Below are 26,233 nucleotides of genomic sequence, written 5' to 3'. Positions count from 1 at the left end.
GAACCACTGCCGAAGATACTCGGGGGTGGTTTTTATTTGTTTTTAAAGGTAAATATATGGAAGCTATGTAGTTTTACTTGAAATAAAGTTAAAAATTTTTGAGGACAAACGCCATTTAAAAACGGATGGTTTTTTTGGCATATTCGGAAGTTGTCCGCTCAAGAAATACAGTTGTATGCATCAGACAGTACACCTGATATAACCAGGCACTTTTCCTTGACAGTCTAAATATCGCTTTGCTAAGATGGCAATAATAAATTTTTCAGAAAACGTATTTTCGGCATAAATACTGCCTGAGATCTTCGGGTTTTGGACCGTAAAGCTGAGCAAACATAAGGAGGAACACCTGCGTGTGGGAAGATAAGTTTGGTAAGGAAGGTTTGACCTTTGATGATGTATTGCTAGTGCCACGGAAATCCGAGACACTGCCTAAAGAAGTGGATGTATCGGTTCGTTTGAGCGATAGTGTAAAACTGAATATCCCTCTGATCAGTGCTGGTATGGATACCGTTACTGAAGCAACTCTGGCCATTGCCATCGCACGTGAGGGTGGTATTGGAATTATCCACAAAAACATGTCAGTTGAACAGCAAGCGGAAGAAGTAGATCGGGTTAAACGTTCGGAGAGCGGCGTTATTACCAATCCGTTCTCACTGACTGCTGAACACCTGGTATCGGATGCTGAAGAAGTTATGGCTAAATATCGCATCTCCGGTGTACCGATTGTCGAAGGTGATCAGAAGCTGGTTGGTATTTTGACTAACCGTGACTTGCGTTTCATCCATGACTACGGTATCAAAATTAGTGAAGTCATGACTCGTGAAAATCTGGTTACTGCTCCTGTAGGTACAACCCTGCAAGAAGCAGAAGGAATTCTTCAAAAGCACAAAATTGAGAAGCTTCCTTTGGTGGATGAGTCCAATACCCTGAAAGGTCTCATTACGATTAAAGATATCGAAAAAGCTATCCAGTTCCCTAATGCAGCCAAGGATGCGCAAGGTCGTCTCCTGGTTGGTGCCGCAATTGGTATCTCCAAAGATACTTTTGAACGCGCAGATGCATTGGTACAAGCTGGTGTAGACTTGATTACTGTAGACTCTGCACATGGACATCACATCAACATTATTGAAGCTGTTCGTCAATTGCGCGAGCGTTTCCCGAGCTTGACTATTATTGCAGGTAATGTAGCTACTGGTGAAGCTACTCGTGATCTGATCGAGGCGGGTGCTTCGGTTGTCAAAGTGGGGATTGGTCCAGGTTCCATTTGTACAACACGCGTTATTGCTGGTATCGGTGTACCTCAAGTAACTGCTGTTTATGATTGTGCAACTGTCGCACGCGAGTATGGAGTTCCAATCATCGCGGACGGCGGGATCAAATATTCAGGTGAGATTACAAAGGCACTGGCAGCAGGCGCACATGCAGTTATGCTCGGAAGCTTGTTTGCGGGAACTGCTGAAAGCCCGGGAGAAACTGAAATCTTCCAAGGACGTAGCTACAAAGTTTACCGCGGTATGGGCTCAATGGCTGCAATGAAACAAGGAAGTAAAGATCGTTACTTCCAGGATGATGACAAAAAACTCGTTCCGGAAGGCATCGAGGGACGTGTAGCTTATAAAGGTCCATTGTCTGATACCATTCATCAACTGATCGGTGGTTTGCGTTCGGGGATGGGTTATTGCGGAACAAGCAACCTTGAGCAGCTCCGCAATGATACAGGCTTTATCCGTATTACTGGTGCGGGACTTCGTGAAAGTCATCCGCATGATGTTCAAATTACAAAAGAAGCACCTAACTACTCGTTGTAATCTGAAGAGAGTTAATCATTTCCAGGACAGGCTTGGCGATTTTCGCCGGGCCTGTCTTTTTTTGCGGATACCCCTGTGATAGAATAGAAAAAGCGGTGACGATCCTTTATCGGATTAGGGCGTTGCGGCGGCTTTTTGACGTGAATCTATGAATCTTGTTTCACATGGAACAAATGCCACGAAAGGTTGCCCAGCTATATAGAAGCGCGGACGTCCTTTTACATAAGCATTGGATAATGCTAACTAAGTGACAATCGATAATGAAACTTATGGAGCAATGATATTGCTCTTTCGATACAGCGCATAAAAAGCTACTTTTCACAACATCTTCTACGATCGTTAAGGACCAAGAAAACGCAGCTCAAGCTGCACTGAAGCATCAATTAAGCGAAGCTTCGGAACGAAGGGAGTATTATCATTGAAAGCTAAACAAATGAATAAAAAGAAACGCCAAATGCTCAAAAAAAGCGTAGCCTCGGTTATGCTGGTCAATATGCTCTGCATGTCTGCAGTAATGCCGGTGATGGCTGCTGCGAATGATTCGGGTCAGGTGCTGACTGCTGCTGCGACAACAACGAAGACCGAGAAAGCCGTGCAGGTTCCTCCCGTAGACTCACTTGGACTTGAAGTTAGATCTGCCGTACTCATGGAGGCTTCGACAGGCCAGATTCTGCTTAATGTGAATGCGGACAAAGCCATGCCGCCTGCCAGCATGACGAAGATGATGACCGAGTACATTGTGGCTGAGCAGGTCAAGCAAGGGAAGTTTGGCTGGGATGATGTAGTTACGGTTAAAAGAAATGCAGCGGAGAGCATAGGCTCACGTATTTTCCTGGCTGAAGGCGATCAACATACGGTTAAAGAGCTGTATATTGCTATGGCCGTTGGATCTGCAAATGATGCAACAGTGGCATTAGCAGAATATGTTGCCGGATCGGAAGAAGCTTTTGTGAAGATGATGAATGAAGAAGCAAAGCGAATGGGCATGAAGGATACGTTCTTTATTAACTCCACAGGTCTCGATCGTGCGGATATGCCTGCGGACTTCCGTCCGGCCGAAGATAAAGAGACAGTTATGTCTGCATTGGATGCAGCAATTCTGTGCAGATATATCATTCAGGATCACCCCGACTACACAGACTTTACAACAATTCAATCGTATAAATTCCGTCCCAATGACAAAGCTCCAATTATCAACTACAACTGGATGCTGGAAGCGAATAAAGATATAACCAATTTCAAAAGCTACGCCTATGAAGGCCTGGATGGAATGAAAACGGGCCATACCACAAATGCAGGGAATAACTTCACAGGAACGGCTGAACGTGATGGTATGCGCCTGATCAGTGTCGTTATGGGTACCGATTCCGAGCCTGCACGCTTCAGAGAGACGAAAAAAGTACTGGATTATGGTTATAACAACTTCGAAGTGAAGCAAGCTGTCGCTGGCAAAACCAAAGTAACTGGCTGGGAAGCTGTTCCGCTGAAAAAAGGTAAAGAAACGAATGTGCCCGTAGTGACTGATAATGCAGTTAGCTTTGTTGTTCCAAAAGGCACTCAAAACCTGGATGTTACCTTTAAGGCAAACGTAACGGAAGCAGACAAGCTGGTTGCTCCAATCAAAGCAGGTACGAAAGTCGGAACGGTGACCTACACCTATAAGGCTGACGGTATTGAACCACAAGAGAAAACAGTGAACCTGATCACCGCAGAAGAGGCTGAAAAAGGCGGCTGGTTCCGTTTGTTCTTCCGTGCGGTAAAGGACTTCTTCGTTGATCTGTTTGACGGTATCAAAAACCTGTTCTAATTGATGCTATAGGCCATGACTACAGATAATAGAAGTTTCCGATCTACCTCACCTGAATAAGGACAATAAGCACCAAATTGCGACTGGATGCATTGTGTATTTACAATTTTTCCGGTAAAATATCAAGTTAGAATTCTACGTATAAATCAGCTCAAAAGTCTAAGGACAACCTTGTTAGTTGCACATGTTATAGTGGGAGCGACAACGCATTATATGGACGATAAATGGATTGCTGGAGTGTCCATAAACCTCTGGACACGGATCTCCTAACTTACGGCTTTTAGACGTATAACAGGATCGCGGCTGGTAGGAGAGGGGAACGCAAATGAAGATAGGTGTATTAGCACTTCAAGGTGCGGTTACAGAGCATATTCGCAGTGTAGAGCGAGCGGGTGCAGAGGGACTGGCTGTGAAACAGGTTGAGCAGTTGGATGAACTGGATGGTCTGATCCTTCCTGGCGGTGAGAGCACCACTATTGGTAAATTGATGCGCAAATATGGTTTCATGCAGCCTATTCGGGACTTTGCTGCCAAGGGTAAACCGGTATTCGGCACCTGTGCAGGCCTGATTGTAATGGCTGAGCGTATTTCAGGACAGGAAGAAGCCCATTTGGAATTGATGGATATGACGGTCTCCAGAAATGCATTCGGGCGGCAGCGCGAAAGCTTTGAAACAGACCTGCCTGTCAAAGGAATTGATGAAACGGTAAGAGCAGTGTTTATTCGTGCACCTTTAATTGAGAGTGTTGGGGAACAGGTTGAGGTTCTTTCCACTTATAAAGGTGAGATCGTTACCGCGCGCCAAGGAAACTTGCTGGCCTGCTCATATCATCCTGAATTGACCGATGACTACCGTTTGCATTCTTATTTTGTAGATATGGCCCAATCCTATAAGCAGTCGCTACAGAACCAATAGTGCATATTAGACAACTTATGATACCCCGGTGGATTGGAACACTCCTTCTGCAATCTGTAAGACTGCTGGAGGAGCTGTATCTGGTCGAATGCCTGATGTTGCCCGTATCTGCTTTACACAGCGGGAATCGCAGCGTAGGGTGTCACAGGGGTTCATAGGTTGTTTTTTTATTGTTGAAAATGATTAAGATGAAGTTATACGCGACTCCACAAAGGCTATGTGATAGGCTTAGGTTTATTGATATGTTTTCTGTGAGGTCATTTAGGAGGAGTATATAATGCTTGATGTAAAGATATTGCGGAATGAATACGCCCGTGTAGAAGAAGCGTTAACGAACCGTGGCAAGTCACTCGATCTCATTGCTGGATTTTCCGAGATGGACGCAAAGCGCCGGGAACTGCTGCAAGAGAGCGAGACGTTGAAGAACCGCCGGAATACAGTATCCGGTGAAGTTGCTAGGCTGAAAAAGAATCGCGAGAACGCAGATGATTTGATTGTTGAGATGCGCGAAGTGTCTGATCGCATCAAAGCGATGGATGAAGAGGTCCGGGAACTGGAAGCGAAGATCAATGATCTGACGATGGCCATCCCTAACATTCCAAACGAGAGTGTACCTGTTGGTGCCTCTGAGGATGATAATGTAGAGATTCGCCGCTGGTCTGAACCGAAGTCGTTCGGTTTTACACCGAAAGCACATTGGGAGATTGCACAGGATCTGGATATTCTTGATTTTGAGGCTGCTGCCAAAGTAACAGGTTCCCGTTTTACGTTCTACAAAGGACTTGGCGCACGTCTAGAGCGAGCTCTGATTAACTTCATGATGGATCTGCACAGTGATCAGCATGGATATGAGGAGATTTTGCCTCCATATATCGTCAACCGCGACAGCCTCTTCGGAACAGGCCAATTGCCGAAGTTCGAAGAAGATCTGTTCAAGCTAAAGGATACAGAGTATTATCTGATCCCTACCGCAGAAGTTCCAGTAACGAACTATCATCGCGAAGAGATTTTGAATGCGGAGGATCTGCCGAAGCATTTCGTGGCATACAGCTCATGTTTCCGATCTGAAGCCGGCTCTGCTGGACGTGATACACGTGGATTAATCCGTCAGCATCAATTTAATAAGGTTGAGTTGTTGAAATTGTCTTCTCCTGAAACTTCTTACGAGGAATTGGAGAAAATGACGCAAAATGCAGAACGTGTGCTTCAACTGCTGGAATTGCCATACCGTGTTTTGGCGCTGTGTACAGCGGATATGGGCTTCACTTCCGCGAAAACCTATGATCTCGAGGTATGGTTGCCAGAAAGCAATACATATCGTGAAATCTCTTCCTGCTCGAATTGTGAGGACTTCCAGGCACGCCGTGCCAACATTCGTTTCCGTAGAGAGCCGAAGGCTAAGCCTGAGTTCGTCCATACACTGAACGGATCCGGACTGGCTGTTGGACGTACAGTGGCAGCTATTCTCGAGAACTATCAGCAAGAAGATGGGACTGTAGTTATTCCTGAAGCATTGCGCCCATACATGGGTGGAATCAGTGTGATTGCACGTCGATCCTAACATAGCGAATAGGGTTTTATTATGATAAAGCCAACCAAAAAAGCCCGTCAATTATTTATGACGGGTTTTTTTTATTCTAAAGCTTGCTTTTTTAATTGTATATGTGGTATGATCTATTTCGTGGCAAGTTTATAAAACTTCAAATTTTGGAGAGGTACCGAAGCGGTCATAACGGGGCGGTCTTGAAAACCGTTAGGGGGCAACTCCACGTGGGTTCGAATCCCACCCTCTCCGCCATAACAACACTTATAACAGGGACTTGAGCGATAAGCTCGGGTCCTTTTTTGCATATAACATTTTCCTCAATCGAGCTATCTGCCATGGTTCGTTTATTAAAAGCATCAACAGCCTCTAATTGACTCCGTATGCATGTATAAAATCATCTTGTTCGCCGCACTTTATAGGAGTGGAGGTGGTTAGATGAACCGCGAGTTAAATATAGATCAGACAGAGCTTGTAGGCGCATGGCAGGAGCGTTTGCCGGAAGTACTGAATGTCGGCGATCAGGCACAGGTAATGGCGGATGAAGCCGATCAGAAGGCTATTCGTATTCATATCGCGACTGCAGGACACCAAATGTACTCATTCGATTTCAAATGCGCGTATGTGGACTCCCGTGAGGTCAGTGTACAACTGATTGATGTAGAACGGGATGGACAAACGACAGATGAGCGTACAGAACCCATCCAGGAGCTGGCTCAGGATTATACACGGCATATTCATGAATGTGCCCAGTCGTTGCAGTCCAAGACAAGAACATAGCCCCAATTGAAGGAGTGATTCGAGTGAGCAAAGCCAAGCCAGGGATCGATAAAAACTTGCAGAATGTTGTTGCTGATCTGGAGCAGCCAGCTGTGAACAGCCATCATGCACAGCAAATTCAGCAAGATACCAATGATCGTCGTCATCAGGATTCGTTGAATCATGACAAAACGGAAGATATGAACCCATCCCATTCCTAAAATCATGAAGAGGGGGTATTGGCATGAGCAAACCAAAAGCGATACCTGTACCGGAAGTTCAAGCTGCTGAGCAGCATCGCCTTCCGGAAAAGCATTCGTCTGGGCAGGAACCGTTGTCGGGGTCCAAAAAAGTGAAAAATCAAAATCATGTGGATCATAACAACCCACAAGGGTAAGAAGAATACCCATCCATTTCAGTATCGTAATATAAGATTATATATTGATGCATATTGAGGCCTCCTGTTACCTAACAGGGGGTTTTTGCGTATTCATACATAAATAATGACCAATGAAGATAGGAATTGAAAAGCTAACATAGGTCTTTGTAGCCATTTTAGTGTGGAAAGATCACAAATTTCCCAAATCGTGTTTCCGTTTCAGAATAAATGGTATATCATTGATGTTGAATTATTTTTTTTTGGGGTTATCACGAGAGGAGAGAAACAAATGACTAAACGTATGGGGGCGTTGCTTCTAACGTTGCTGTTGACGGTATCTTTGGCTTTGACAGCATGTAGCAGCAAACAAGAACCGAAAGAAGCACTGAAGACGGCTGCGGCCAATGCTTCTAAACTGACTTCGTATGAGATGAGTTCAAATTTCACAATTAATGAATTGAGCTATAAACCTGCAGACGAGTCACAACAAGATCCAACGATGACTCAGTTTATGAGCATGTTGAAGGATGCTCAGTTTAACGTAACTGGCGTATATCAAAGCGAGCCAATGCAAACAGAAATGACAGTTAGCCTTGAGCTCAAAGGTGATATGGGCATGACATTCACCATTCCAATGGTGATGACAGCTGAGAAGCTTTACGTTAAAGTGCCAAGCATTCCGTTCTTCCCAATTCCGGAGACGGTGGTTGGCAAGTTCCTGGAGCTGGATCTGAAAGAATTGGCTGAGCAAGAGGGTACGGAATGGAACCCTGATGCTATGGACGCAGCCAAAACGCAAAAACTGAGCAATGAAGTTATGGATGCTGTTCTTAGTGAATATGACCAAGACAAATTCTTCAAAAATGTAGATGTTAAGGATGCACAGCTGCCAGAAGGTGTAGATGCCAAGCAGGTAGTGCAATTCTCCGTTACTAACGACAACGTTAAAGAAGCAGTTACTGTACTGGTGACTAAAGCACTGCCTAAAGTGCTGGACATCTTGTCCAAAGAAGAATACCGCGATATGCTGCAACTGGATCAGGCTGATATTGATCAAGCCAAAGAAGATCTGAACATCACGGAAGCTGATCAGACTGAAATGTCTAAGGATCTGGATCAGTTGAAAGAGACGTTGACCATCAACAAATTCAACATTGATTTCGCACTCGATAAGCAGGATTTCCCGGTTTATCAAAAGATTGCAGCTGATCTGCTGATCACACCAGTGGATACCAAAGATGAAGTGAAGTTGGCCTTTACTGGATCCAACACTTACACCAAAATCAATGAGAAGGCTGCCTTCAAAATCAACATCCCTACAGGTGAAAATGTAATTACGATGCAAGAGTTCGAAGAACTGATGAATTCTTCTTACGGATACTAAGCTCATTCCAAGAAATGAGTGAAAAAAGCCGCCTCGACTTTATGTCGGGCGGCTTTTTGTTGTTTTATAGTTTAAATCTGTTATTGCAAGGACTCCGATAAATCTTCAGCAAGAACGGCATAAATTCGGTGATCCTGATAGCTTCCGTTGATCTTCAGATATTTACGGGCAATGCCTTCTGCCTGAAAGCCATTCTTCTCTAGTACACGCTGGGAGCCGGCATTAGTGGGCAGGATTGCGGCCTGAACACGATTCAACTTCAAGGCGCGGAAGGCATAGGCAACAGCCAGTTTAACAGCTGCTGTCATACGTCCACCACCCTGATAGTCTGGATGGATAAAATAACCCATATCGGCATAATTGGCAACGCCATAGAAGACGTTATTCAGGCTGATTTGTCCAATGAGCAGGTCGTCTTTGATGGTGTAGATGCCGAACTGATAACCTGTACCTTCTTCAGCCGCTTTTAGACGGTCCTGAATCCGCCTCGTTTGAGCATCCAGTGTGTAGAACTCATCATCTCGAAGAGGCTCTACAGCTTGGTAGGGAACGCGAGTAACCTGGATCAGATCAAGATAAGCTTGCGTATCGTCGGTGGTGAGTAACCGGAGGCTAATTCCGTTGGGAGTATCATACAGGGTTAATGCCATAGCAATGCACATCCTCTCAAGATCAAAAGTATAAGTATTACTTCTTGCGTAACCGACGGAAGAATTGGGTCAGCATCGTGGAGCATTCGGGTTGAAGGACATCAGGAATCACCTCAGTACGATGATTGAACCGCGGCTCCTGCAGCAAGTTCATCAAGGTTCCTGCACATCCGGCTTTGGGGTCAGCAGTGCCATATATAACGCGGGGCACTCGGGACTGTACAATGGCACCTGCGCACATAGGGCAAGGTTCCAGTGTCACATACAGGCTGCAATCAAGCAGGCGCCAGGCTCCGATCGTTTCGCTTGCCTGACGAATAGCGACCATCTCCGCATGTGCAGTGGAATCAAGAGTGGTCTCACGCAAATTATATCCTCGTCCGACAATCCGATTATGCCGCACAATGACAGCTCCGATAGGGACTTCCCCAAGTGCCTCAGCTTTTAGCGCCTCAGCAATGGCTTCACGCATCCAGAATTCATGCTGCTGTTCCCCCGTAAGATGCGAAAGATCAACCGGAATTGGGTGTTCGTTCATTACAGTTAAAGCTCCTTCCAAAGCATTTATTCGGCGAACAAATATTCGTTTGTTAACATGTTGTGCATAAGTCTGTGGATAACCACTAAGTTGCTCACATAGTTATGAACAGGATATCCACAAGCCTGTGGATTTGTGTATAGTTTTAGTGATTAATCTCATTGTAGGCACGGCAAAGACAAAAAACAATGAAATTCGAGCTTTTTAGCCAAGCGGTAACTTTTGGACTAGGGGCATTTATCCTTTTCAAAATCACACACAACCGTTATGATGGAGATAGGTTTTGCCATATATCGCCAAAGGGTACAAGCCGAGAGGTGAACTAAAAAAGTTGTCTATTAAAACGAAATTATCCATGATTATGTCGTGCTCGGTGCTTGTTATTTTGATTCTGAATATCGCGCTGAGTTATTATACTACCGAGGAAAATCTTAGGCAGGACAGTGAAACCAAGATGGTCCTAACGGCCAAACAGATTGCAATTTCTGTCGAACAGAATCAGAATAGTTTGGATTATGTAAAACGCCAGATTGGTAATAATCTATGGCTTGCTTCAGTCATGGCTGCAGAAGAACTCGACCCGGATATTAATAATATCACAAATGAGGAACTTGTACGTTTAAGCAAAAAAGTGGGGGTATCGCATATCTCTCTCATGGAACAAACCGAGGATGATATCGTTGTAACCCGCTCTTCCGATCCGCGCGAAGTTGGTTTATCCACAAAGAAAATGACCTATTGGTATCAAGCCTTTAAGCAATTGTTCGAAAAACATCAGGTTACCATCACTCAAGGGCAGAAATTGGATCATTTTTGGTCCGATGGTTTCGAGTACTCCACATCCAGTCCATCGGATATTGATATCTGGGGTTATTATCATGATGGCAAGAGGAACTACATAATCAATCCCTTCTATAATAATGCTGAAGTTGATGACTATGTGAAGATCTCTGGTCCGGATGAGATATTGAACAAAATTCGTGAAGTGAATCCTTCCATCTTGGAGATCACGGGTATCAATCCATTGACTTTTGGCAGTCCAAACATGAGTGACGATGGAAGGGATAGCAACTACAGCAAGCTAAATAATAGACCGATTCGTTTTGGTACGTATCAGTATGGTACGGCAGATGAGGATCATCGGGCAGTCGTGAGGGCGATCCGAACCGGGCAAAATGTATCGTTTGTCAGTGAAACACATGAGCAGAAGGTGTTAAAAAGCTTCATCCCCATTTTCACGCCGAATGAAGCATCATATGTCATCAGTATTGTCATGGACTATAAACAAATATCCTCCATGGTATCGGAACAATTGGTCAGTCATGCTTCCATATCGCTGGTGCTGCTGGAAATTGTGATCTTTGGCAGCTACTTGTTAGCAGGATATATTACACGTCCTATTCAATCCATCCTGGGCAAAGTGAATGATGTAGCGGATGGACATTTCGATTTCCGTCTGAAAGTAAGAAGGAAGGACGAACTGGGTCAGCTGGCCAATCGGATTAATGCCATGATTCGAAATCTGGGCCACTATACCAACCGGTTAAAACAGATGTATGAGGAGAACAGGGCAGTTAAGGAGCATCTGGAATCCATCATTAATCAAACCGCCGATGCCATTCATATTACCGATCTAGATGGTAAGGTCTTGCGTGTAAACCGGGCATTTGAACAACTATATGGCTGGCGAAGCCGAGAGGTGGAAAACCGCAGGCTGAAGATCATCCCGCCTGAAGCGGAAGAGGAAATGAAGCAGCAGCATGCCCAGCTCATAGAAGGGCTATCCATTACCTCGAATGAAACTGTATGGATGAAAAAAGATGGGACACGGGTTGAAGTTAGTGTCAGTACAGCGCCTGTGCGCGATGAATTAGGCGAAATTACCGCACTGATTAGTGTGTCGAGGGATATCACTAGCCGCAACCGGATGGAAGAGTTGCTCAGACGCTCAGAGAAGCTCACAACCGTAGGCCAACTGGCTGCGGGTGTTGCGCATGAAATCCGTAACCCGCTTACAACGCTGCGTGGTTTCCTGCAGCTGCAGCAGGAGACGAACAAACTGAATCATCGACATCTCGATTTGATGCTGTCGGAACTCGACCGCATTAATCTGATCGTAGGCGAATTCCTGATTTTGGCCAAACCACAGGCTGTTCACTTCCAGGAGCGGGATATCCGCTTTATTCTCGGCGATGTGATCTCGCTGCTGGATAGCCAGGCACATCTGCATGGGGTTGAATTTGTATTAAATGCATCATCGGATTCAGCTATGGTACACTGTGAAGAGAATCAGTTGAAGCAAGTGTTCATCAATCTGCTTAAGAATGGTATGGAAGCCATGCCGAACGGAGGCAGCATTCGGATTCGCCTTGACCATGATGAGGAATTAAACCGGGTGCGGATTGAAATTAAGGATGAGGGTATCGGAATTCCGGAAGAGATGATGCCGAAGCTTGGCGAGCCGTTCTTTACCAATAAGGAGTCTGGAACAGGACTTGGTTTAATGGTCAGTCAGCGCATCATTCAATCACATAAGGGCATGATGGATATTAAAAGCGTCATGAACAAGGGCACGACCGTGATCATTGATCTTCCCGCTACCAAACAGCTTCCGGAGAGCGTGGAAGAGGAAGATCGGGCGGAAGATGCACTTACAGACGAAGAGAACTAGATGAGGTGAGATTACCTTTTGCGTATTAATAAATTTATTAGTGAAACAGGCTATTGTTCCCGGCGTGAAGCCGACAAATTAGTGGAGAGCGGGAAAGTGACCATTAATGGCGTAACCGCCGAACTGGGAAGCCAGGCGGAAGAAGGCGACGACGTACGGATCAACGGTCAGCCTATCAAGGAAAAAAGAAAACATGTATACATTGCACTGAATAAACCTGTCGGTATTACGAGTACAACCGAGCAGCATATCAAGGGAAACATCGTTGACTTTGTGGGGCACAAGGAGCGCATTTTTCCAATTGGCCGCTTGGATAAGGATTCCGAAGGGCTCATTCTGATGACCAATGACGGAGATATCGTCAACCGGATACTTAGAGCAGAGGGACGCCATGAGAAAGAGTACATCGTTACGGTTGACCGCCCTGTCACGCCGAGTTTTCTGAAGGGGATGAGCACGGGCGTCAAAATTCTCGGTGAAATGACGCTGCCCTGCACCGTCACTCGAATCTCTGAGCGAGTATTCCGGATTATACTGACCGAAGGGAAGAATCGGCAGATTCGCAGAATGTGCAGTGCCTTTGGTTACGAGGTGCGTAAATTGAAGCGTGTACGTATCATGAATATTCATCTGGGTGAACAGGCTACAGGGAAGTGGAGAGAGCTGACAGCTGCGGAGAAGTCGGAATTGGGCAGCCTGCTGAACTACTCTCTGGAATAAATCGTTTAATTCATGAAAGCTCTGCATATCTTTTCTGAAGAAAAGAAGGCAGAGCTTTTTTTGATACCACGCTTTACTTATTTACACATCAAAAAGACGTTTTCCTCTACGGGAGAGAAAAACGTCCTTTTGAACTCGCATTCACTTCTAGTTTGCTGGATTGACTGCTTTCACAGTCGAATTGTTGCTTTGATACTTCCGGATAATAGAAACCTCTACACGGCGATTCTGAGCTCGTCCAACATTGGTCTGGTTACTGGCAACCGGGTGATACTCACCATACCCGCTAGGTGTGAACTTCGCAGGGTCCAGCGCGTCGTTCAATAAGAGGATTTTAAGGAAGTTCAGTGCACGATCCGCACTTAGATCCCAGTTATCCTTATATTGGCTGTTCGAGATGGGAATATTATCAGTATGGCCAGATACAACCACTTCATATTGCGGGAACTCCTGAAGCATGTTGGATATGGCTTTTGCCAGTGATCGCGATTCAGGCTTCACATCTGCACGCCCGGAAGAGAACAGAGCGTTATCACTGATGGTGATCTTCAGTTCAGATTGATTCAGCTTGGTGTTGAGTTGGTCGGATAGCCCGTTTTTGCTAATATATTGGTCCAGTTGTTTCTTGAGTTTTTCCAGATCTTCCTGCTCTTTTTGTGCCATCTGTGCATCTGTAATCTGAGCAGATTTGTTCTTGGTGATCTCTTCAGGCACCTGTTTGTTTTTGCCCAGGTCGGTTGTGGCTTCCGTAGGATTCATGGATGTATGATCCAATACACCTGCGCCGCCATTCAATGCACTGCTCAGTGCCGAGGCCATCTGTTCGAACTTGGCAGCATCGAGAGAACTCATGGAGAACAACGTAATAAACAGGGCAAGCAACAGTGTCATCAAGTCAGAATACGGGAGCAACCAGCTCTCGTCTATATGTTCTTCATGCGGCTCATGTTTTTTAGCCTTTTTCACCTGATGATCCCTCCTTCTCTTCCAGCTGTCTACGTTCGGAAGGTGTCAGGAATACAGATAATTTTTGGTTGATGGCAATGGTGGATACACCGGATTGAATGGATAACAATCCTTCAACCATCATCAGCTTGATCTCCATCTCTTTCTTGGACATCCGCTTCAACTTGTTGGACATCGGGTGCCACAACACGTAACCACTAAAAATACCAAGGAGTGTAGCGATGAACGCAGCCGCAATCGCGTGAGATAGCTTTTCCATATCACTAAGGTCGGCCAGGGCTGCAATCAGACCTACAACGGCCCCGAGAACCCCGAGTGTTGGAGCGTACATCCCCGCTTGTGCGAATATCAATGCTCCTCCGCGGTGACGCTCTTCGGTGGCATGGATATCTTCCATCAAAACATCACTAACAAATTCCTGGTCATTGCCGTCAATAATCATGCGCATACCGCTGCGAAGGAATTGATCGTCAATCTCTTCGACTTTTGATTCCAGTGCCAGCAAACCTTCACGACGGGTAGTGGAAGCCCATTCCATAAATGTGCCGATCAGTGAAACACGGTCAATCAGTTGCTGCTTTTTGAAGAGTACCCCGAAAAGCTTGGGGATTTTTTTAACTTCAGACATTGGAAATGCCATGAAGATTGTTGCTGCTGTACCAACAAAGATAATAACGTAGGCTGCCGGGTTGTTAACCAGATTGATCAGGGGAGCACCCTTCAGGAACATCCCGAGAACAAGTGAAACCAGCCCTAAAACTAGTCCGATAATCGTTGAAATTTCCATCATACACCTCATCCATGAGATAAAATTGAATCCTTTCAAGCGGCTGTATTCGGGCTTCCGGGCGAATGTTTGGCCGCAATCCGTTTAACCTATGGCATTTTTTAGAAATGCTGTAACAGCTGAAACGGTCATGTATAGTATTTATCGACCAGAAGCCCTTTTTTTTTAAGGGTTATTTTCAGGTATAATAAGAACAAATCAGCTCTTTAGGGGCCAAACAGGAGTGAAAAAGCCAATGGGCGTAAAGCATGGACGGGATTATGAAGGAATATTGACAGATTTGACACAGGCGATCGGCCGCATTCCGGATCGTTATGTTTTTTTTGAAATGGATGCAGAGGATTGGTCCCGTTTGGGTGAAAACGAGCAGCTCGAAGTAGACGAAGCTCTGGCAGAGGACTTGTTCTATGCGCTGGGCACAGAGTCGGTCATTCCTGTAGGGAGTGGTGTGGTTATCCATGACAAGGAGCAGCATCGCATTCATATTTTGATTGGGGAAGAAGAATTGACATTTGTACCCCTAATCTAGGGCCGAATTTAAGGAGAATTCTAGTATGGAAGCCGAGAGGGGAAACGCCTGGAAGCCTCACGGCTATTGGCTCTAACGCCATTTTACAGTATTGGATTTTGAGTTCTGTACGTGGTAAGATGAGAGTCATGAAACGGGCGAGCCGCAGAGCGGCTAACCTATGACGGTTGGGGTTACTGTGGTAGCACCAAGGTTTCGGATGGCATGAGGGAGAGGGTTAGAGACAACCTTTGTGCCGTCTTTATGGGGAGGAAGATAACGTATGGTTTTTACGCAAGAAGAAGTCGAAGCTCATCTGGGAAGGCTGGAAGGCTGGGAACTGGAAGAGGGACGGTGGATTGTCCGCAAGTTCGTATTTTCCAACTACATGAAAGGGATTGCATTCGTGGATGAGGTCGCCGCGATCTCGGAAGCATTTAATCATCACCCTTTTATTACGATTGATTATACAACGGTTACGCTGCGTCTCACGTCGTGGGATGAGGGTGGAATTACATCTGTAGATATTAAGGAAGCAGAGCAGTTTAACGAAACGTTTGAGAAAATGAGGACGACATAGCCGGGATCGGTTATCGTTGTGCTGCCAAGAAATGAGGAAGCATACATGTCAGACATGAATCAGAATAAGCCTCTGATCGCGGTTGTAGGCAGTCTCAATATGGACCTCGTGGTGAAGACCGATATCATCCCGGAAGAGGGAGAAACGGTAAGCGGTGAGGAACTTCACTATCTGGCGGGCGGCAAGGGGGCTAACCAAGCCGTTGCTGCTGCACGTCTGGGTGGACAGACCACGATGATTGGAGCAGTGGGTTCGGACGGTTTTGGGGAACGCTTGCTGCACAGTCTGACGGATAGTGGGGCAGATGCCTCGCAGGTTCGTGTATTGAAAGACACTGTAACAGGTACAGCATCCATCTGGCTCTCCAAGGGAGATAACCGGATTATCGTTATTCCTGGAGCGAATGGACAAGTGGTGCCGGAGATGCTGGAAGAGGCGGATACGGTAAAAAGCCTGACTGCAGCCGCAGCGGTGCTGCTGCAGCTTGAGATCCCGCTGCCAGCGGTCACCCGCGCCGCCGAACTGGCGGCAGAAGGCAGCGCACTGGTGGTGCTCAACCCGGCCCCAGCGGTGCCGGGTCTGCCAGAGGCGCTCCTGCGGTGCGTCGACGTGGTCACGCCGAACCGCAGCGAGCTTGCCGTGCTTACCGGCCGGGATGATCTCCGGCCGGAAGACGTGGATGCGGCAGTCGCAGAGCTCGCCGCATCGTTCGGGGCCGCTGTCGTCACGACGCTCGGCCCCGAGGGGGCTGTGTACGCGGCAGCGCCAGGCGGCCGCGTACAGGCAGGGCGTGCCGGCGCTTGCCGTGCGCCGGGCTACGCCGTAAGCGCCGTCGATACGACCGGCGCTGGCGATTGTTTCAACGGCGCGCTGGCGGTAGCCCTCGCGCGCGGGGAAACACTGGACGCGGCAGTAGGCTATGCCATGGGAGCGGCCGCGTTATCCGTAACGAAGCTCGGCGCCCAGTCGGGGATGCCGTATGCACGTGAAGTGGAAGCCTTTTTGGCAGAACACGCAGCCAGAGGCTGAACGATATAACGAAGAGGCCCGTACCATTCCCGAGAGGGAAGGCAGGGCCTCTTTGCTGTGTATCTCATTAACCTTATTTCTTCTCAGCGAGCCACATCGCGATATTGGCAATTTCCTCGTCCTTCAGTTTGTCCTTGAAGGAAGGCATGCCGCCGCCTTTACCTTTGACAATGGTAGAGTAGATCTTCTCCACATCATCCTTGCTGCCGATGTTTGCTAGAGCAGGTCCTACGCCACCTTGAAGCTGATCCCCGTGACACGTGATACAATTGGCTTTGACCAGTGCTTCAGCCTGTCCAGCATCCATTGCCACTTCCGGCATGGTTGGTTTCGCTTCTTCAGCCACTTCCTCTTTCCCTGGAAGCGTAAACATTAATACAATAGCCAATGCGCATGCTGCAAAAAATACCCCGCTCATGATCCATTTGTGCATCCGTTATGTCCCCTCCAGAATGAAAGATCATCTAAACTGAAACTGTCCATATCATTATAACGGAACCTGTTAAGACATCATAGCATTTTGTGGTAATTTTTTGAACTAATCACATAAACGGGCATGAATTTCTTTTGGTTATGCGGTTTAACGGTTAACGAGGTCCTTCATAGACCATGCAATAAAAAGGCTTCAAACCGCGTGGTGTCTGTCGTTCATACGTATCCTTGGTGACAAATCCAGCCTTGAGATAAACCCGGATAGCCCGCGTATTCCAGGTGAGCACTTCGAGATCGATCTCATGACTAGGGTTCCGCCGAATGGCTTCCTTCACGATAGCAGAGACGAAGGCAGTACCGCGACCTTGTCCACACTGTTCGGGGTGCATACCAAGCCCAATCCGCGTCACGCCTTCAAGAGGAAAGAATTGAACGAATCCGCAAAGTTGGTCCTGCTCTCCGAGTACAACAGCATATTGCTCTTTTCGAAGCTGCTCATCGCCGAATTCAACCTCCAGCGCCTTCATCTGTTCCCAGGGCAGCCAGGTATAGATGTTATAGGGTGGTTCATATGTCCAGCTGCAGATCAATGCTGCATGTTCTTCTTGCATCGGCACAACGTGAAACGTTACAGAAGCTTCATCCACACCACTGCACGCTCCTTTCATTGTGAACAAGCTACTTCTAGTCATACGCTAATGGTTTATAACATATGTCATTTCATATTTAATCCTGATTTTACTCTACAAAAGAGGAGGGCATTTGGCAAGGTTTTGCTCCATTGAAAAAAAGTGAAACAAAAGTTCCTGGAATTTCGTTTATATTATAGCAGGATGGGTAAAAACATCATAAGGGCACGGACGAACAAGCACAAAAAAACCGCCGGATACATTCCTGCGGAGAATGTACCGGGCGGTTGATTTATGCTTCGTTACAGTATGATGTTGCTCAGCTTGTCCCTAGTCGAGGGCCAGTGATTCATATGCGTCCGTGCTCATAATCCGTTTAGCGCCAACATAGCGGTTGGCCCAGTAGTTCTCACTCAAAGAACTAATGGTAACTCCTTTGGAAGACGAGGAGTGTGCAAACTTACCTTCACCCACGAAAATCCCTACGTGTGAAACCCCTTTACCCGTTGTATTGAAGAATACCAGATCGCCTGGTCTCATTTCCATGCGGGATACCGAGTCACCCATGTCGAATTGGGAACTGGATTGACGAGCCAAATCGATGCCCAGCTTTTCGAATACATACCGTGTGAATCCAGAGCAGTCAAAGCCGTTAAGCGTTGTTCCACCACTTTTGTATGTAGTTCCCATTGCTGAATCAATTACTTTATCCATTTTTGAATCTGCGAATGCGCTGCCTGCTCCAAGCGATAGTGCGAATGTTAAGCTAAGTACAGCTGCTGTTAATTTCTTTTTGAACAAGAGATATACCCCTTCCAACGCCTGCGAGGTTAGCTTAAGGATTCGGTTGAAGGTCCCCTATGATCCCTCTGTAGCAAGATCAATTCACCCATAACTGGTTCCCCCGCTTCCCAGGTGCCAGGAATTTGGCTATGCTAGTTGTGCACCTGCGAAATCAAGAAATGACGATTTAATTTTAAGTAGTTACAATTCATAAGGTAAAGATTACAAAGTTGTTACTAAAAACTCACTGCGATTATTGTAACAGAGGAGTAAGCCTTTGGCAACGTTTAACAAGAAAATTAGCAAAAAAAACCTCGACCTTTGACGGGGAAAGGTCGGGGTTTGCGTTTGTGAAGCGTTAACATTGACATAAGTTTACATGAAGATGGTAACAATTTTCGTGCGGTTCATTACACTTTTTAACCTTTGGAGGACTTGGACTGCCATAGACGGAAATGAGCGCATATCTTCCATATATCCAACAAACATCTGGCGAGCGGATAGGTTTGTTGCAGGATCAGACCCATGAGACCTGTCAGGAACCACGACGCAGATGTGAAGGCACCGAAGATGAGCAGATGAATTCCTCCCAGAACCACTGCGATACCAATGAGAGAAATGATATGACGCAAAGCGAGCAATAGACCGAGAAATGTACCTTTTACCCCGCCCTGATCCTCGGGAGCTGTAGCGCCAAACTGCATATATAACAAAGCATGATGTATGATCCATCCATATACAATCCATCCGGCTACATATGGAATGCCTGGCAGCAGCTGCTGCAACGAGTGGAATCCATCCAGAAAGATACTATACAGCTTGGGGATCAGCCAGTACGCAGGCAGCAGCAATAATAGTGTTTTAATGAAATGAAGCAGCATCATCGGTTTCCACAGTGCCTTGATCCCACGTACAAAAGGAACACGTTCTTCTGTATGATTGAAGTGTTGTAATGAATAGAGTAGCCCTGCCTGGATGAGAGGGGTAATCAGCATGCGGAGCAGGAGCATGGCCCCAAGTATCCATAAATAACGATGTACCTCGGGATGGGTAGACAGACTGAGCTGGCTTTCCATTTTGAATAAAATGGTACTCAGCTCCCCGGCGTCAGGGTCCGGATAGCGCAGCAGCAAGGGAATGACTGCCGATTGCACCATTTTAAAAATGAAGTAACCCCACACCAGCTGATAGAGAAACAAAAGTGCCACAATGAACATATGCTGACGGACGAGAAACCAACCCTCACGTATTTTTGCTTTCACTGTCTCCACCTCACCATGACAGACCTCCGAATATTGCTTCAATAAGCTTGGTTACACTCATGCTCCAGCGGAACTTGGATGGTTCATCCAGATCGGCTTTCAAAAAGTTATTCATATGACGGTTCTCCAGCACAACGGTATATAACGGATCAGTCATGGCCCAGGATACCGCCGAGCTGTAAGTTAACTTGTACGTAATTCGACCGTTACTACCATCCCATTCCTTGGCGACGATGTGTCCATCTTCAAAAACGATGCGAACGGGTACTTTCTCGTAGTCGCTACCTTTCTTTACTAATGTTACCGATGATTCATACAACGTTTGACCGCCTTTCTCAACAGGCTTGACCTGGATATTCTCCACGGCGAAGTCGGCCATTCCGTCTTCATATACGTATTGATTAAAATAATCAGACCAGGACTTACGGGTCACTTGCTCCACGACCTTTTGGAAATCGGCCGAAGTAGGATGTTTGAATCGATATTTTTTGACATAAGTTGAAAGAATGCGTTCCATCGTTTTAGCGCCTACTTGTTGTTCGATGCCCAGCAGCACAAGCTTGCCCCTTGTGTAAACATTGGCTGCGTAATGATTCTGCGAATCAAACTTCCAGGACTCCTGCGTGAGTGAGGCAGGCGAAGTAATTAAGCCGGATTGAACGGGCAGATTCGGAATAAGTCCGTATTCCTGCTCCATCAGTTTGTCTTCTGCGTAAGAGGTGAACCCTTCATCCAGCCAGGCTTCTTCAAATTCATTGCTGGCAACCATACCATAGAAGTACTGATGGCCGATCTCGTGTACAACCGTGCGTTCCAGATCGTAGCCTGGTGTAGTGTCGTCCGCGCCGAAGGCTGTAACTAAGGTAGGATACTCCATGCCGCCTGCTCCATTGCCCGTTTTTGGGGGAACAACGATAGAGAGCGTGGAATACGGATACGGACCAAACCACTTGCTGTAATTCGAAAGAGCTGCTTTGGCCGCATAGAAGTAACGTTCCTTCAGATCCTGGTGGGCCGGGTCCAGATAGAGCTTGATTCGTACACCTGGCACGTTGGGAGCGGAGAAGGGTTCTTCTGCATAAACAAAGTCAGGTGAGGCTGCCCAGGCGAAGTCATGTACATCGTCAGCATAGAATTGATAGATCTTCTCACCATTTTTAATAACAGCCTGCTTCGTTGGAAACCCGGTCGCGGCAACCTTGTATGTTTCCGGTACCCGAATACGCACACTATAGATGCCAAAATCCGCATAAAACTCGGAATTTCCATGGTACTGATGCAGATTCCAGCCCTCAGCCGTACGTCCTCGCGTGCCTGCAGGCTCGTATACACTGAGTTTGGGGAACCATTGGCCCGCCATAACGAAGTTTTCAGCAGTTCCCATACGGGCAAAGATTTTGGGCAGCTTGACCTCAAACCGGGTGTGAAGCGTAATGGTTTCCCCGCCCTTGACCGGCTTGGGTAATCTCACTTTTATGAGCGTTTTATCTTTCATGTTTCCGTCATCCGGCTGTACATACTGCATCCGGTGCAGGAGGGAAAGCCCGTCCTCTGTTTTCATCTCCGTAATATTCATGGAGCCGTAACCGTCCGTTGGCATCACATCACCGCGAAGCTTTCCGCCGGATTCCTTCATAAATGTGGTGTCAGTAGAAGAGAATGCATTGGGGTATAGGTGGAAATAAAGTTCGCTGACTGTTTTTTTACCCGGATGAGTCCAGGTCAGCGTCTGCGTTCCCTCCAAAACATTGCCGTCTACCAGCTTCACATCCATGTGATATTCCACCACGCGGTTGCTGAACACCTCAGCAGTAGGTGTCTGTACACTTTCTGGAGGTGCCGGAGTTTGGACCTTTGCCGGAGGCTTGCCCAATTCCGGGGCGAGCGTTGGCAAGTCGGATGTCGTAGAACGAGTGTGATCCAGAGTGATCCATATGGCTCCGGTAAACACACACAGGGCCAGAATTGCAGTAAGCCAGCTCTTGGCGCGTAGTGGAATCATCGTTAAATACCTCCCGTTGACAAGCATCTACAGCATGTATATGTTTGCAATGGGGCGATTATTAGTTAAAATATTTGTATCAACCCTTGGAGGCTATAACTATGGATCAAAACGAGCAAAACGGCAAAAAACAGATTGCCTTGAATATCGTAAGTGCCAAGAGCAAACATAAAGGTTTCGGTGCAGGCTCCATTGATCTGAACAACCTGTCGCCGGTTATTATTGATAATGGGGAGGCAAAGATTGATATTGGTGCCATGCATGCAAAGAGCAAGGTAGAACGTGGAATTAAGTTTTCGACGAATCGGGAAGATGTACCTAACGGTCGCCAGGTATGGCTGGTTTGGGTAGCTGTGGACCGCACGGAACAGGGACAGTTGTACGGCGGAGCAACAGCGTGCGAGATGTGGATCGATACCGAGGCGAAACGAGGATGGAAGCTGCTGGCTGACCATGTAAACCGGATGGATTATGCAATGAAGCGCCGCTTCATGCTGGATGAGCTCGGACCAGAGGATCGTGCAGCTCTCAAGAAGCTGTTGATTACACACAATGAAGAGTGGTGGAATGCTTCTCCGGATGAACTAAAAGAAGCACTTTCCTGATAAAAGCCTTGTATGCTGTATCCTTTAAAAGGAGCATGAAAAGCCCCGCAACCGAAATGATCGGTTCGGGGCTTTTGCTTTACTTGACCTCCAGAAAGAATCTGAAGCCGGTCAATCACAGTGACGCAATTAAGTCATTACGTAGTTGCGTCATTCTACCCACCAACGTTTAAAGTCTCTCCACCACGAATGCTTTTCTTCCTGGATTCCTTCTTGATTCTGTACCTCACGATCTCCTTCATTCTTTTTGGGATCCGTATTCTCCGTTGCCCCGCTGCAGGTTTCTGTCGGTTCAGTACCGTCAATGAAAACCTCAAGCCGTTTCTCTTCACAGCCATTACCCGCCAGTTTTCCGGACTCGGGATCAATATACACACTGACCACATGATCGGGAACAGGGAAGATCTTAGGCGGCACACTTGCAAGTGCCTGTTCTGTAAATTGGGCAAACATCGGTGCTGCACGGCGTCCATCCGACGTGGAGATGGCTTTGCCCTGATCATAACCGACCCATACTGCGGTGGAGAGTTCGGGGGTGAAGCCAACCATCCAGGCATCCGTATTGGTCGTTCCGGTTTTGCCTGCTACGGGGCGCTTAATCGTTGTAGCTACCCGATTCCCTGTACCACCATTTTCGAACACACTTTCCATTAAACGTGTTAGTACATATGCGGCGGCGGGTTCTACCACATTTTCGGCCTTGGTTTGTGGTGCTTCATAGATTACACGTCCTGCTGCATCCGTCACCTGCAGAATGGCGACAGGAGGCATCCGTTGTCCGCCTGCAGCGATGACGGAGAATGCAGAAGCCATTTCCAGTGGGCTCACGGGCGAGGTGCCCAAGGCGAGAGAAGGGACAGCACTAAGATTGCTTGTAATCCCCAGACTTTTGGCCATATCCACGACCTGCTCAGGCCCGATCTGCATAATTGTATTGACCGCATAGATATTGTCCGAAGCGGCAATTGCCTGCCTTAGATCAATTTCCCCCAGATACTTGTCGCCGAAATTGCCAGGTTTATAGGTCTTGCGATCATTGTCATAGTGAAACAGGGTTGGTTCGCTATTGAAGATAGAGGCGCTTGTCAGCTCTTTGGATTCCAGTGCAGCCAGATACATAATAGGCTTAAATGCAGATCCTGGCTGGCGTGTCGTCGCCAGAACATGGTTGATCTGATTGTTCCGGTAGTTTTTGCCGCCTACCATAGCCTTGATATAGCCTGTACGAGGGTCTATGGACACGAGAGCTGTCTCCAGTTCACTGCTCGGATCCATGCCTTTGGCTACAGCGTCTTCAGCTGCTTTTTGCACACGCAGATCCAGAGTGGTGTATATATTTAGTCCTCCATGGTCCAGCATTGCTTCACTAATGCCCAGCTCCTTGACCGCAAGACTGCGAATGTAATCCCGGAAATAAGGCGCGCTTTCTACTGTTTTTCGTTCACTTTCCGGTTTAAAAGACAGCATTTCCTCATAAGCCTTGTCCGCTTCGGCTTTTGTTATCTTGCCGATATCAACCATGGCGGCCAGTACGATTTTCTGCCGATCCTTCGCGTTCTTCATATGGTTATATGGAGAATAGTAGGTGGGGCCTTTTGGAATGCCTGCGAGCATGGCGCTTTCCGCCAAATCGAGCTGTTTGGCTGATTTGCCGAAATACATGCGCGAAGCTGCCTCAATTCCGTAGGCACCATGACCATAATAGATTTCATTGAGATACATTTGTAGAATTTCATCTTTGCTGTACTTCATTTCAAGCTGTGCCGTGTACATGGCCTCTTTGGCCTTGCGAGTCCAGGTCTTCTCATGGGAAAGATATAGATTTCGCGCAAGCTGTTGTGTGAGGGTGCTGGCACCTTGGGACATTTCCATATGCTGCAGGTTAACGAGCACGGCCCGTCCCACCCCTTGAATGTCAAAACCATAATGGTCATAGAATTTGCGATCCTCGACAGCCAGAGTGGCAGTGACCAGGTCTTTTGAGATGTCTTGAAGCTGCACAGGTACGGAATCCTTGCCGCCTGCAGAGAAGGTGGCAATGACTTCGCCTTGGCTATCCAGCAGCCTTGAGTTGCGATCCGAATCGGCCAGGGGTAGGCTGGTCGCATATAGATACACCAATCCTGCTATCGTCGCAATAACGCCGAGAACAGCGAGCAGAGAGAGGCTTTTGATCCATTTTAATAAACGGAACCCGCGTTTGCGGGTTTTCTGGCGATGTTGAGTCATGGAACGGGCTCCTTTCTTCTTTTCTTCCCAGTATGGGATTTCATGGACAGGGATATTCAGTCTGCCGCGGAACAGTTTAAAATGTAGCATTTCTGCAGAAAAAACCGTTTTGCAGGATAAACATCTATCGCGTATAATGCAAAAGGGTAATGAAAAGTAGCAGTTCGGCACAACATACAAAAAGGCACAGAAAGACGAACAGCACCAATTGTCATTGATTCGTTGATCGGTCAGACGCTTAGCACGCTGTGGTCAATTTAATCTATATAATGAAGTGAACGCGGACCTTTTCCGCAGCCAGCAACCCTAATGCTTTGGCGCCGAACGCTGGGCGTGCTTGTGCGAACCGGGCGGCGTGCAGCGCCATGCTTGATATGGCTGATCAATAACTTTACGGAAAGAAGGTAGAGATCATGGAATTGTGGTTCACGGAGAAACAGACCCCGGCATTCGGGATTACCGCGAAGATTAAGCAGACATATGTAAGCGAGAAGACGGACTTTCAGGACTTGGCCATGGTAGAAACCGAGGAATTCGGTAACATGCTGCTGCTTGACGGTATGGTGATGACAACTGTGAAAGACGAGTTCGTATATCACGAGATGGCGGCTCACCCTGCCTTGAACACTCACCCGAATCCGAAAAAAGTTTTGGTTGTAGGTGGTGGTGACGGCGGCGTTATCCGTGAAGTCATCAAACACGCTGCAGTAGAAAAAGCAGTTCTCGTCGAAATCGACGGTAAAGTTATTGAGTATTCCAAAAAATATTTGCCTGAAATTGCCGGTAAACTGGACGAGCCTAATGTTGAAGTGCTCGTGAATGACGGCTATATGCATATTATTGAACATAAAAATGAGTACGATGTAATCATCGTGGATTCCACGGAGCCTGTAGGTCCTGCTGCACCACTGTTTGAGCGTGGTTTTTATCAAGGGATCCATGAAGCACTGAAAGAGGATGGCATCTTTGTTGCACAAACCGACAACCCTTGGTTCAAAGCAGACCTGATTCAAAAGGTAAACAAGGATGTGAAAGAAATCTTCCCCATTGTACATGTATACGGCTGTAACATTCCAACGTACCCAAGCGGTCTGTGGACATTCACAATGGGCAGCAAGAAACATGATCCACTTCAAGTGGATGAGACTCAAATTCCAGAGATGGATACCAAATATTACTCACCACGTTTGCATAAGGCAGCCTTTGTACTTCCTAAATTCGTGGAAGACTTAACGAAATAAAGGGG

The 26,233-nt window shown here is 46.9% G+C and carries 25 protein-coding genes, 1 tRNA gene and 1 riboswitch; of the genes, 16 read left to right on the top strand and 10 right to left on the bottom strand.

The window, feature by feature from the left end; translation table 11 throughout:
• Positions 1-350: 350 nt before the first annotated feature.
• From guaB to PIL01S_RS28620, 9 genes are all read left to right on the top strand, one after another.
• Positions 351-1,808, top strand: coding sequence for an IMP dehydrogenase (guaB, locus tag PIL01S_RS28655; RefSeq protein WP_127541156.1), 1,458 nt, complete (start codon positions 351-353; stop codon positions 1,806-1,808).
• A gap of 418 nt (positions 1,809-2,226) precedes the next feature.
• Positions 2,227-3,615 (top strand): D-alanyl-D-alanine carboxypeptidase family protein, encoded by a 1,389-nt coding sequence (locus tag PIL01S_RS28650; protein WP_127541154.1) that lies wholly within the window; start codon positions 2,227-2,229, stop codon positions 3,613-3,615.
• Positions 3,616-3,940: 325 nt separating this feature from the next.
• A complete protein-coding gene (gene pdxT, locus PIL01S_RS28645) occupies positions 3,941-4,531 on the top strand; it encodes a pyridoxal 5'-phosphate synthase glutaminase subunit PdxT (RefSeq protein WP_127541152.1) in 591 nt (196 codons plus the stop codon).
• 277 nt (positions 4,532-4,808) lie between these two features.
• Positions 4,809-6,092, top strand: coding sequence for a serine--tRNA ligase (gene serS, locus PIL01S_RS28640; protein ID WP_127541150.1), 1,284 nt, complete (start codon positions 4,809-4,811; stop codon positions 6,090-6,092).
• A gap of 148 nt (positions 6,093-6,240) precedes the next feature.
• Positions 6,241-6,329: transfer RNA gene (locus PIL01S_RS28635), tRNA-Ser, on the top strand.
• Between the two features lie 183 nt (positions 6,330-6,512).
• Positions 6,513-6,854 carry a hypothetical protein gene (locus PIL01S_RS28630; protein WP_095293451.1) on the top strand — a complete coding sequence of 114 codons (342 nt, stop codon included), beginning with the start codon at positions 6,513-6,515 and terminating at the stop codon, positions 6,852-6,854.
• 23 nt (positions 6,855-6,877) lie between these two features.
• The gene (locus PIL01S_RS29640; protein WP_164764370.1) at positions 6,878-7,054 is read left to right on the top strand and encodes a hypothetical protein; all 177 of its coding nucleotides are present in this window, start codon (positions 6,878-6,880) and stop codon (positions 7,052-7,054) included.
• Between the two features lie 23 nt (positions 7,055-7,077).
• Positions 7,078-7,230 (top strand): small acid-soluble spore protein P, encoded by a 153-nt coding sequence (locus tag PIL01S_RS28625; protein ID WP_127541148.1) that lies wholly within the window; start codon positions 7,078-7,080, stop codon positions 7,228-7,230.
• A 271-nt stretch (positions 7,231-7,501) separates the two neighbouring features.
• On the top strand, positions 7,502-8,596 hold the full coding sequence (locus PIL01S_RS28620; RefSeq protein ID WP_127541146.1) for a hypothetical protein: 1,095 nt from the start codon (positions 7,502-7,504) through the stop codon (positions 8,594-8,596).
• 80 nt (positions 8,597-8,676) lie between these two features.
• Here PIL01S_RS28620 and PIL01S_RS28615 read toward each other — a convergent pair whose 3' ends face one another.
• Both PIL01S_RS28615 and tadA read right to left on the bottom strand, forming a co-directional pair.
• Positions 8,677-9,246: a GNAT family N-acetyltransferase gene (locus PIL01S_RS28615; protein WP_127541144.1), complete on the bottom strand. Its 570-nt coding sequence runs from the start codon at positions 9,244-9,246 to the stop codon at positions 8,677-8,679.
• Between the two features lie 37 nt (positions 9,247-9,283).
• Positions 9,284-9,784, bottom strand: coding sequence for a tRNA adenosine(34) deaminase TadA (gene tadA, locus PIL01S_RS28610; RefSeq protein WP_127541142.1), 501 nt, complete (start codon positions 9,782-9,784; stop codon positions 9,284-9,286).
• Between the two features lie 331 nt (positions 9,785-10,115).
• Between tadA and PIL01S_RS28605 the strand changes: the two genes are divergently transcribed.
• Complete coding sequence (locus PIL01S_RS28605) at positions 10,116-12,455, top strand: ATP-binding protein (protein ID WP_127541140.1); 2,340 nt, start codon at positions 10,116-10,118, stop codon at positions 12,453-12,455.
• Between the two features lie 18 nt (positions 12,456-12,473).
• A complete protein-coding gene (rluF, locus tag PIL01S_RS28600) occupies positions 12,474-13,175 on the top strand; it encodes a 23S rRNA pseudouridine(2604) synthase RluF (RefSeq protein WP_095293456.1) in 702 nt (233 codons plus the stop codon).
• A 147-nt stretch (positions 13,176-13,322) separates the two neighbouring features.
• Here rluF and motB read toward each other — a convergent pair whose 3' ends face one another.
• Complete coding sequence (motB, locus tag PIL01S_RS28595) at positions 13,323-14,141, bottom strand: flagellar motor protein MotB (protein WP_110757113.1); 819 nt, start codon at positions 14,139-14,141, stop codon at positions 13,323-13,325.
• The gene (motA, locus tag PIL01S_RS28590; RefSeq protein ID WP_095293458.1) at positions 14,128-14,928 is read right to left on the bottom strand and encodes a flagellar motor stator protein MotA; all 801 of its coding nucleotides are present in this window, start codon (positions 14,926-14,928) and stop codon (positions 14,128-14,130) included. Before motA ends, motB begins: the two co-directional genes overlap by 14 nt.
• 235 nt (positions 14,929-15,163) lie before the next feature.
• Between motA and PIL01S_RS28585 the strand changes: the two genes are divergently transcribed.
• The 3 genes from PIL01S_RS28585 to rbsK all read left to right on the top strand — a co-directional run bounded on the left by PIL01S_RS28585 (position 15,164) and on the right by rbsK (position 17,045).
• Positions 15,164-15,457 carry a hypothetical protein gene (locus PIL01S_RS28585; protein WP_095293459.1) on the top strand — a complete coding sequence of 98 codons (294 nt, stop codon included), beginning with the start codon at positions 15,164-15,166 and terminating at the stop codon, positions 15,455-15,457.
• Positions 15,458-15,719: 262 nt separating this feature from the next.
• Complete coding sequence (locus PIL01S_RS28580) at positions 15,720-16,016, top strand: 4a-hydroxytetrahydrobiopterin dehydratase (protein WP_095293460.1); 297 nt, start codon at positions 15,720-15,722, stop codon at positions 16,014-16,016.
• 18 nt (positions 16,017-16,034) lie between these two features.
• The gene (gene rbsK, locus PIL01S_RS28575) at positions 16,035-17,045 is read left to right on the top strand and encodes a ribokinase (protein WP_371860028.1); all 1,011 of its coding nucleotides are present in this window, start codon (positions 16,035-16,037) and stop codon (positions 17,043-17,045) included.
• 73 nt (positions 17,046-17,118) lie between these two features.
• On the opposite strand, the gene PIL01S_RS28570 is transcribed toward rbsK, so the two are convergent.
• From PIL01S_RS28570 to PIL01S_RS28550, 5 genes are all read right to left on the bottom strand, one after another.
• On the bottom strand, positions 17,119-17,478 hold the full coding sequence (locus PIL01S_RS28570) for a c-type cytochrome (protein ID WP_095362315.1): 360 nt from the start codon (positions 17,476-17,478) through the stop codon (positions 17,119-17,121).
• A gap of 154 nt (positions 17,479-17,632) precedes the next feature.
• Positions 17,633-18,088, bottom strand: a complete 456-nt coding sequence (locus tag PIL01S_RS28565; RefSeq protein ID WP_246058583.1) for a GNAT family N-acetyltransferase — start codon at positions 18,086-18,088, stop codon at positions 17,633-17,635.
• A 348-nt stretch (positions 18,089-18,436) separates the two neighbouring features.
• Positions 18,437-18,907 carry a C40 family peptidase gene (locus PIL01S_RS28560; protein WP_095293464.1) on the bottom strand — a complete coding sequence of 157 codons (471 nt, stop codon included), beginning with the start codon at positions 18,905-18,907 and terminating at the stop codon, positions 18,437-18,439.
• Positions 18,908-18,910: 3 nt separating this feature from the next.
• A riboswitch (cyclic di-AMP (ydaO/yuaA leader) is annotated at positions 18,911-19,048 on the bottom strand.
• Positions 19,049-19,308: 260 nt separating this feature from the next.
• Entirely contained in the window at positions 19,309-20,151 is an 843-nt protein-coding gene (locus tag PIL01S_RS28555) for a hypothetical protein (RefSeq protein WP_127541136.1), read from the bottom strand.
• A gap of 10 nt (positions 20,152-20,161) precedes the next feature.
• Positions 20,162-22,153 (bottom strand): M1 family metallopeptidase, encoded by a 1,992-nt coding sequence (locus tag PIL01S_RS28550; RefSeq protein WP_127541133.1) that lies wholly within the window; start codon positions 22,151-22,153, stop codon positions 20,162-20,164.
• Between the two features lie 101 nt (positions 22,154-22,254).
• On the opposite strand from PIL01S_RS28550, the gene PIL01S_RS28545 reads away from it, so the two are divergent.
• A complete protein-coding gene (locus PIL01S_RS28545) occupies positions 22,255-22,758 on the top strand; it encodes a YwhD family protein (RefSeq protein ID WP_095293467.1) in 504 nt (167 codons plus the stop codon).
• Positions 22,759-22,908: 150 nt separating this feature from the next.
• Here PIL01S_RS28545 and PIL01S_RS28540 read toward each other — a convergent pair whose 3' ends face one another.
• Positions 22,909-24,987 carry a transglycosylase domain-containing protein gene (locus PIL01S_RS28540; protein WP_127541130.1) on the bottom strand — a complete coding sequence of 693 codons (2,079 nt, stop codon included), beginning with the start codon at positions 24,985-24,987 and terminating at the stop codon, positions 22,909-22,911.
• A gap of 413 nt (positions 24,988-25,400) precedes the next feature.
• On the opposite strand from PIL01S_RS28540, the gene speE reads away from it, so the two are divergent.
• The gene (speE, locus tag PIL01S_RS28535) at positions 25,401-26,228 is read left to right on the top strand and encodes a polyamine aminopropyltransferase (RefSeq protein WP_095293469.1); all 828 of its coding nucleotides are present in this window, start codon (positions 25,401-25,403) and stop codon (positions 26,226-26,228) included.
• Positions 26,229-26,233 lie beyond the last annotated feature (5 nt).

The organism is Paenibacillus illinoisensis NBRC 15959, from assembly GCF_004000925.1.
In the GTDB taxonomy this organism is placed as follows: Bacteria; Bacillota; Bacilli; order Paenibacillales; family Paenibacillaceae; genus Paenibacillus; species Paenibacillus illinoisensis.
This window is presented reverse-complemented; position numbering and strand designations above follow the sequence as displayed.

Coding starts and splice junctions, on each gene's coding strand:
- pdxT (WP_127541152.1), top strand. CDS start 3,941: ATGAAGATAGGTGTATTAGCACTTCAAGGTGCGGTTACAGAGCATATT.
- serS (WP_127541150.1), top strand. CDS start 4,809: ATGCTTGATGTAAAGATATTGCGGAATGAATACGCCCGTGTAGAAGAA.
- PIL01S_RS28630 (WP_095293451.1), top strand. CDS start 6,513: ATGAACCGCGAGTTAAATATAGATCAGACAGAGCTTGTAGGCGCATGG.
- PIL01S_RS28625 (WP_127541148.1), top strand. CDS start 7,078: ATGAGCAAACCAAAAGCGATACCTGTACCGGAAGTTCAAGCTGCTGAG.
- PIL01S_RS28620 (WP_127541146.1), top strand. CDS start 7,502: ATGACTAAACGTATGGGGGCGTTGCTTCTAACGTTGCTGTTGACGGTA.
- PIL01S_RS28615 (WP_127541144.1), bottom strand. CDS start 9,246: ATGGCATTAACCCTGTATGATACTCCCAACGGAATTAGCCTCCGGTTA.
- tadA (WP_127541142.1), bottom strand. CDS start 9,784: ATGAACGAACACCCAATTCCGGTTGATCTTTCGCATCTTACGGGGGAA.
- motA (WP_095293458.1), bottom strand. CDS start 14,928: ATGGAAATTTCAACGATTATCGGACTAGTTTTAGGGCTGGTTTCACTT.
- PIL01S_RS28585 (WP_095293459.1), top strand. CDS start 15,164: ATGGGCGTAAAGCATGGACGGGATTATGAAGGAATATTGACAGATTTG.
- PIL01S_RS28580 (WP_095293460.1), top strand. CDS start 15,720: ATGGTTTTTACGCAAGAAGAAGTCGAAGCTCATCTGGGAAGGCTGGAA.
- PIL01S_RS28570 (WP_095362315.1), bottom strand. CDS start 17,478: ATGCACAAATGGATCATGAGCGGGGTATTTTTTGCAGCATGCGCATTG.
- PIL01S_RS28565 (WP_246058583.1), bottom strand. CDS start 18,088: ATGCAAGAAGAACATGCAGCATTGATCTGCAGCTGGACATATGAACCA.
- PIL01S_RS28550 (WP_127541133.1), bottom strand. CDS start 22,153: ATGATTCCACTACGCGCCAAGAGCTGGCTTACTGCAATTCTGGCCCTG.
- PIL01S_RS28545 (WP_095293467.1), top strand. CDS start 22,255: ATGGATCAAAACGAGCAAAACGGCAAAAAACAGATTGCCTTGAATATC.
- PIL01S_RS28540 (WP_127541130.1), bottom strand. CDS start 24,987: ATGACTCAACATCGCCAGAAAACCCGCAAACGCGGGTTCCGTTTATTA.
- speE (WP_095293469.1), top strand. CDS start 25,401: ATGGAATTGTGGTTCACGGAGAAACAGACCCCGGCATTCGGGATTACC.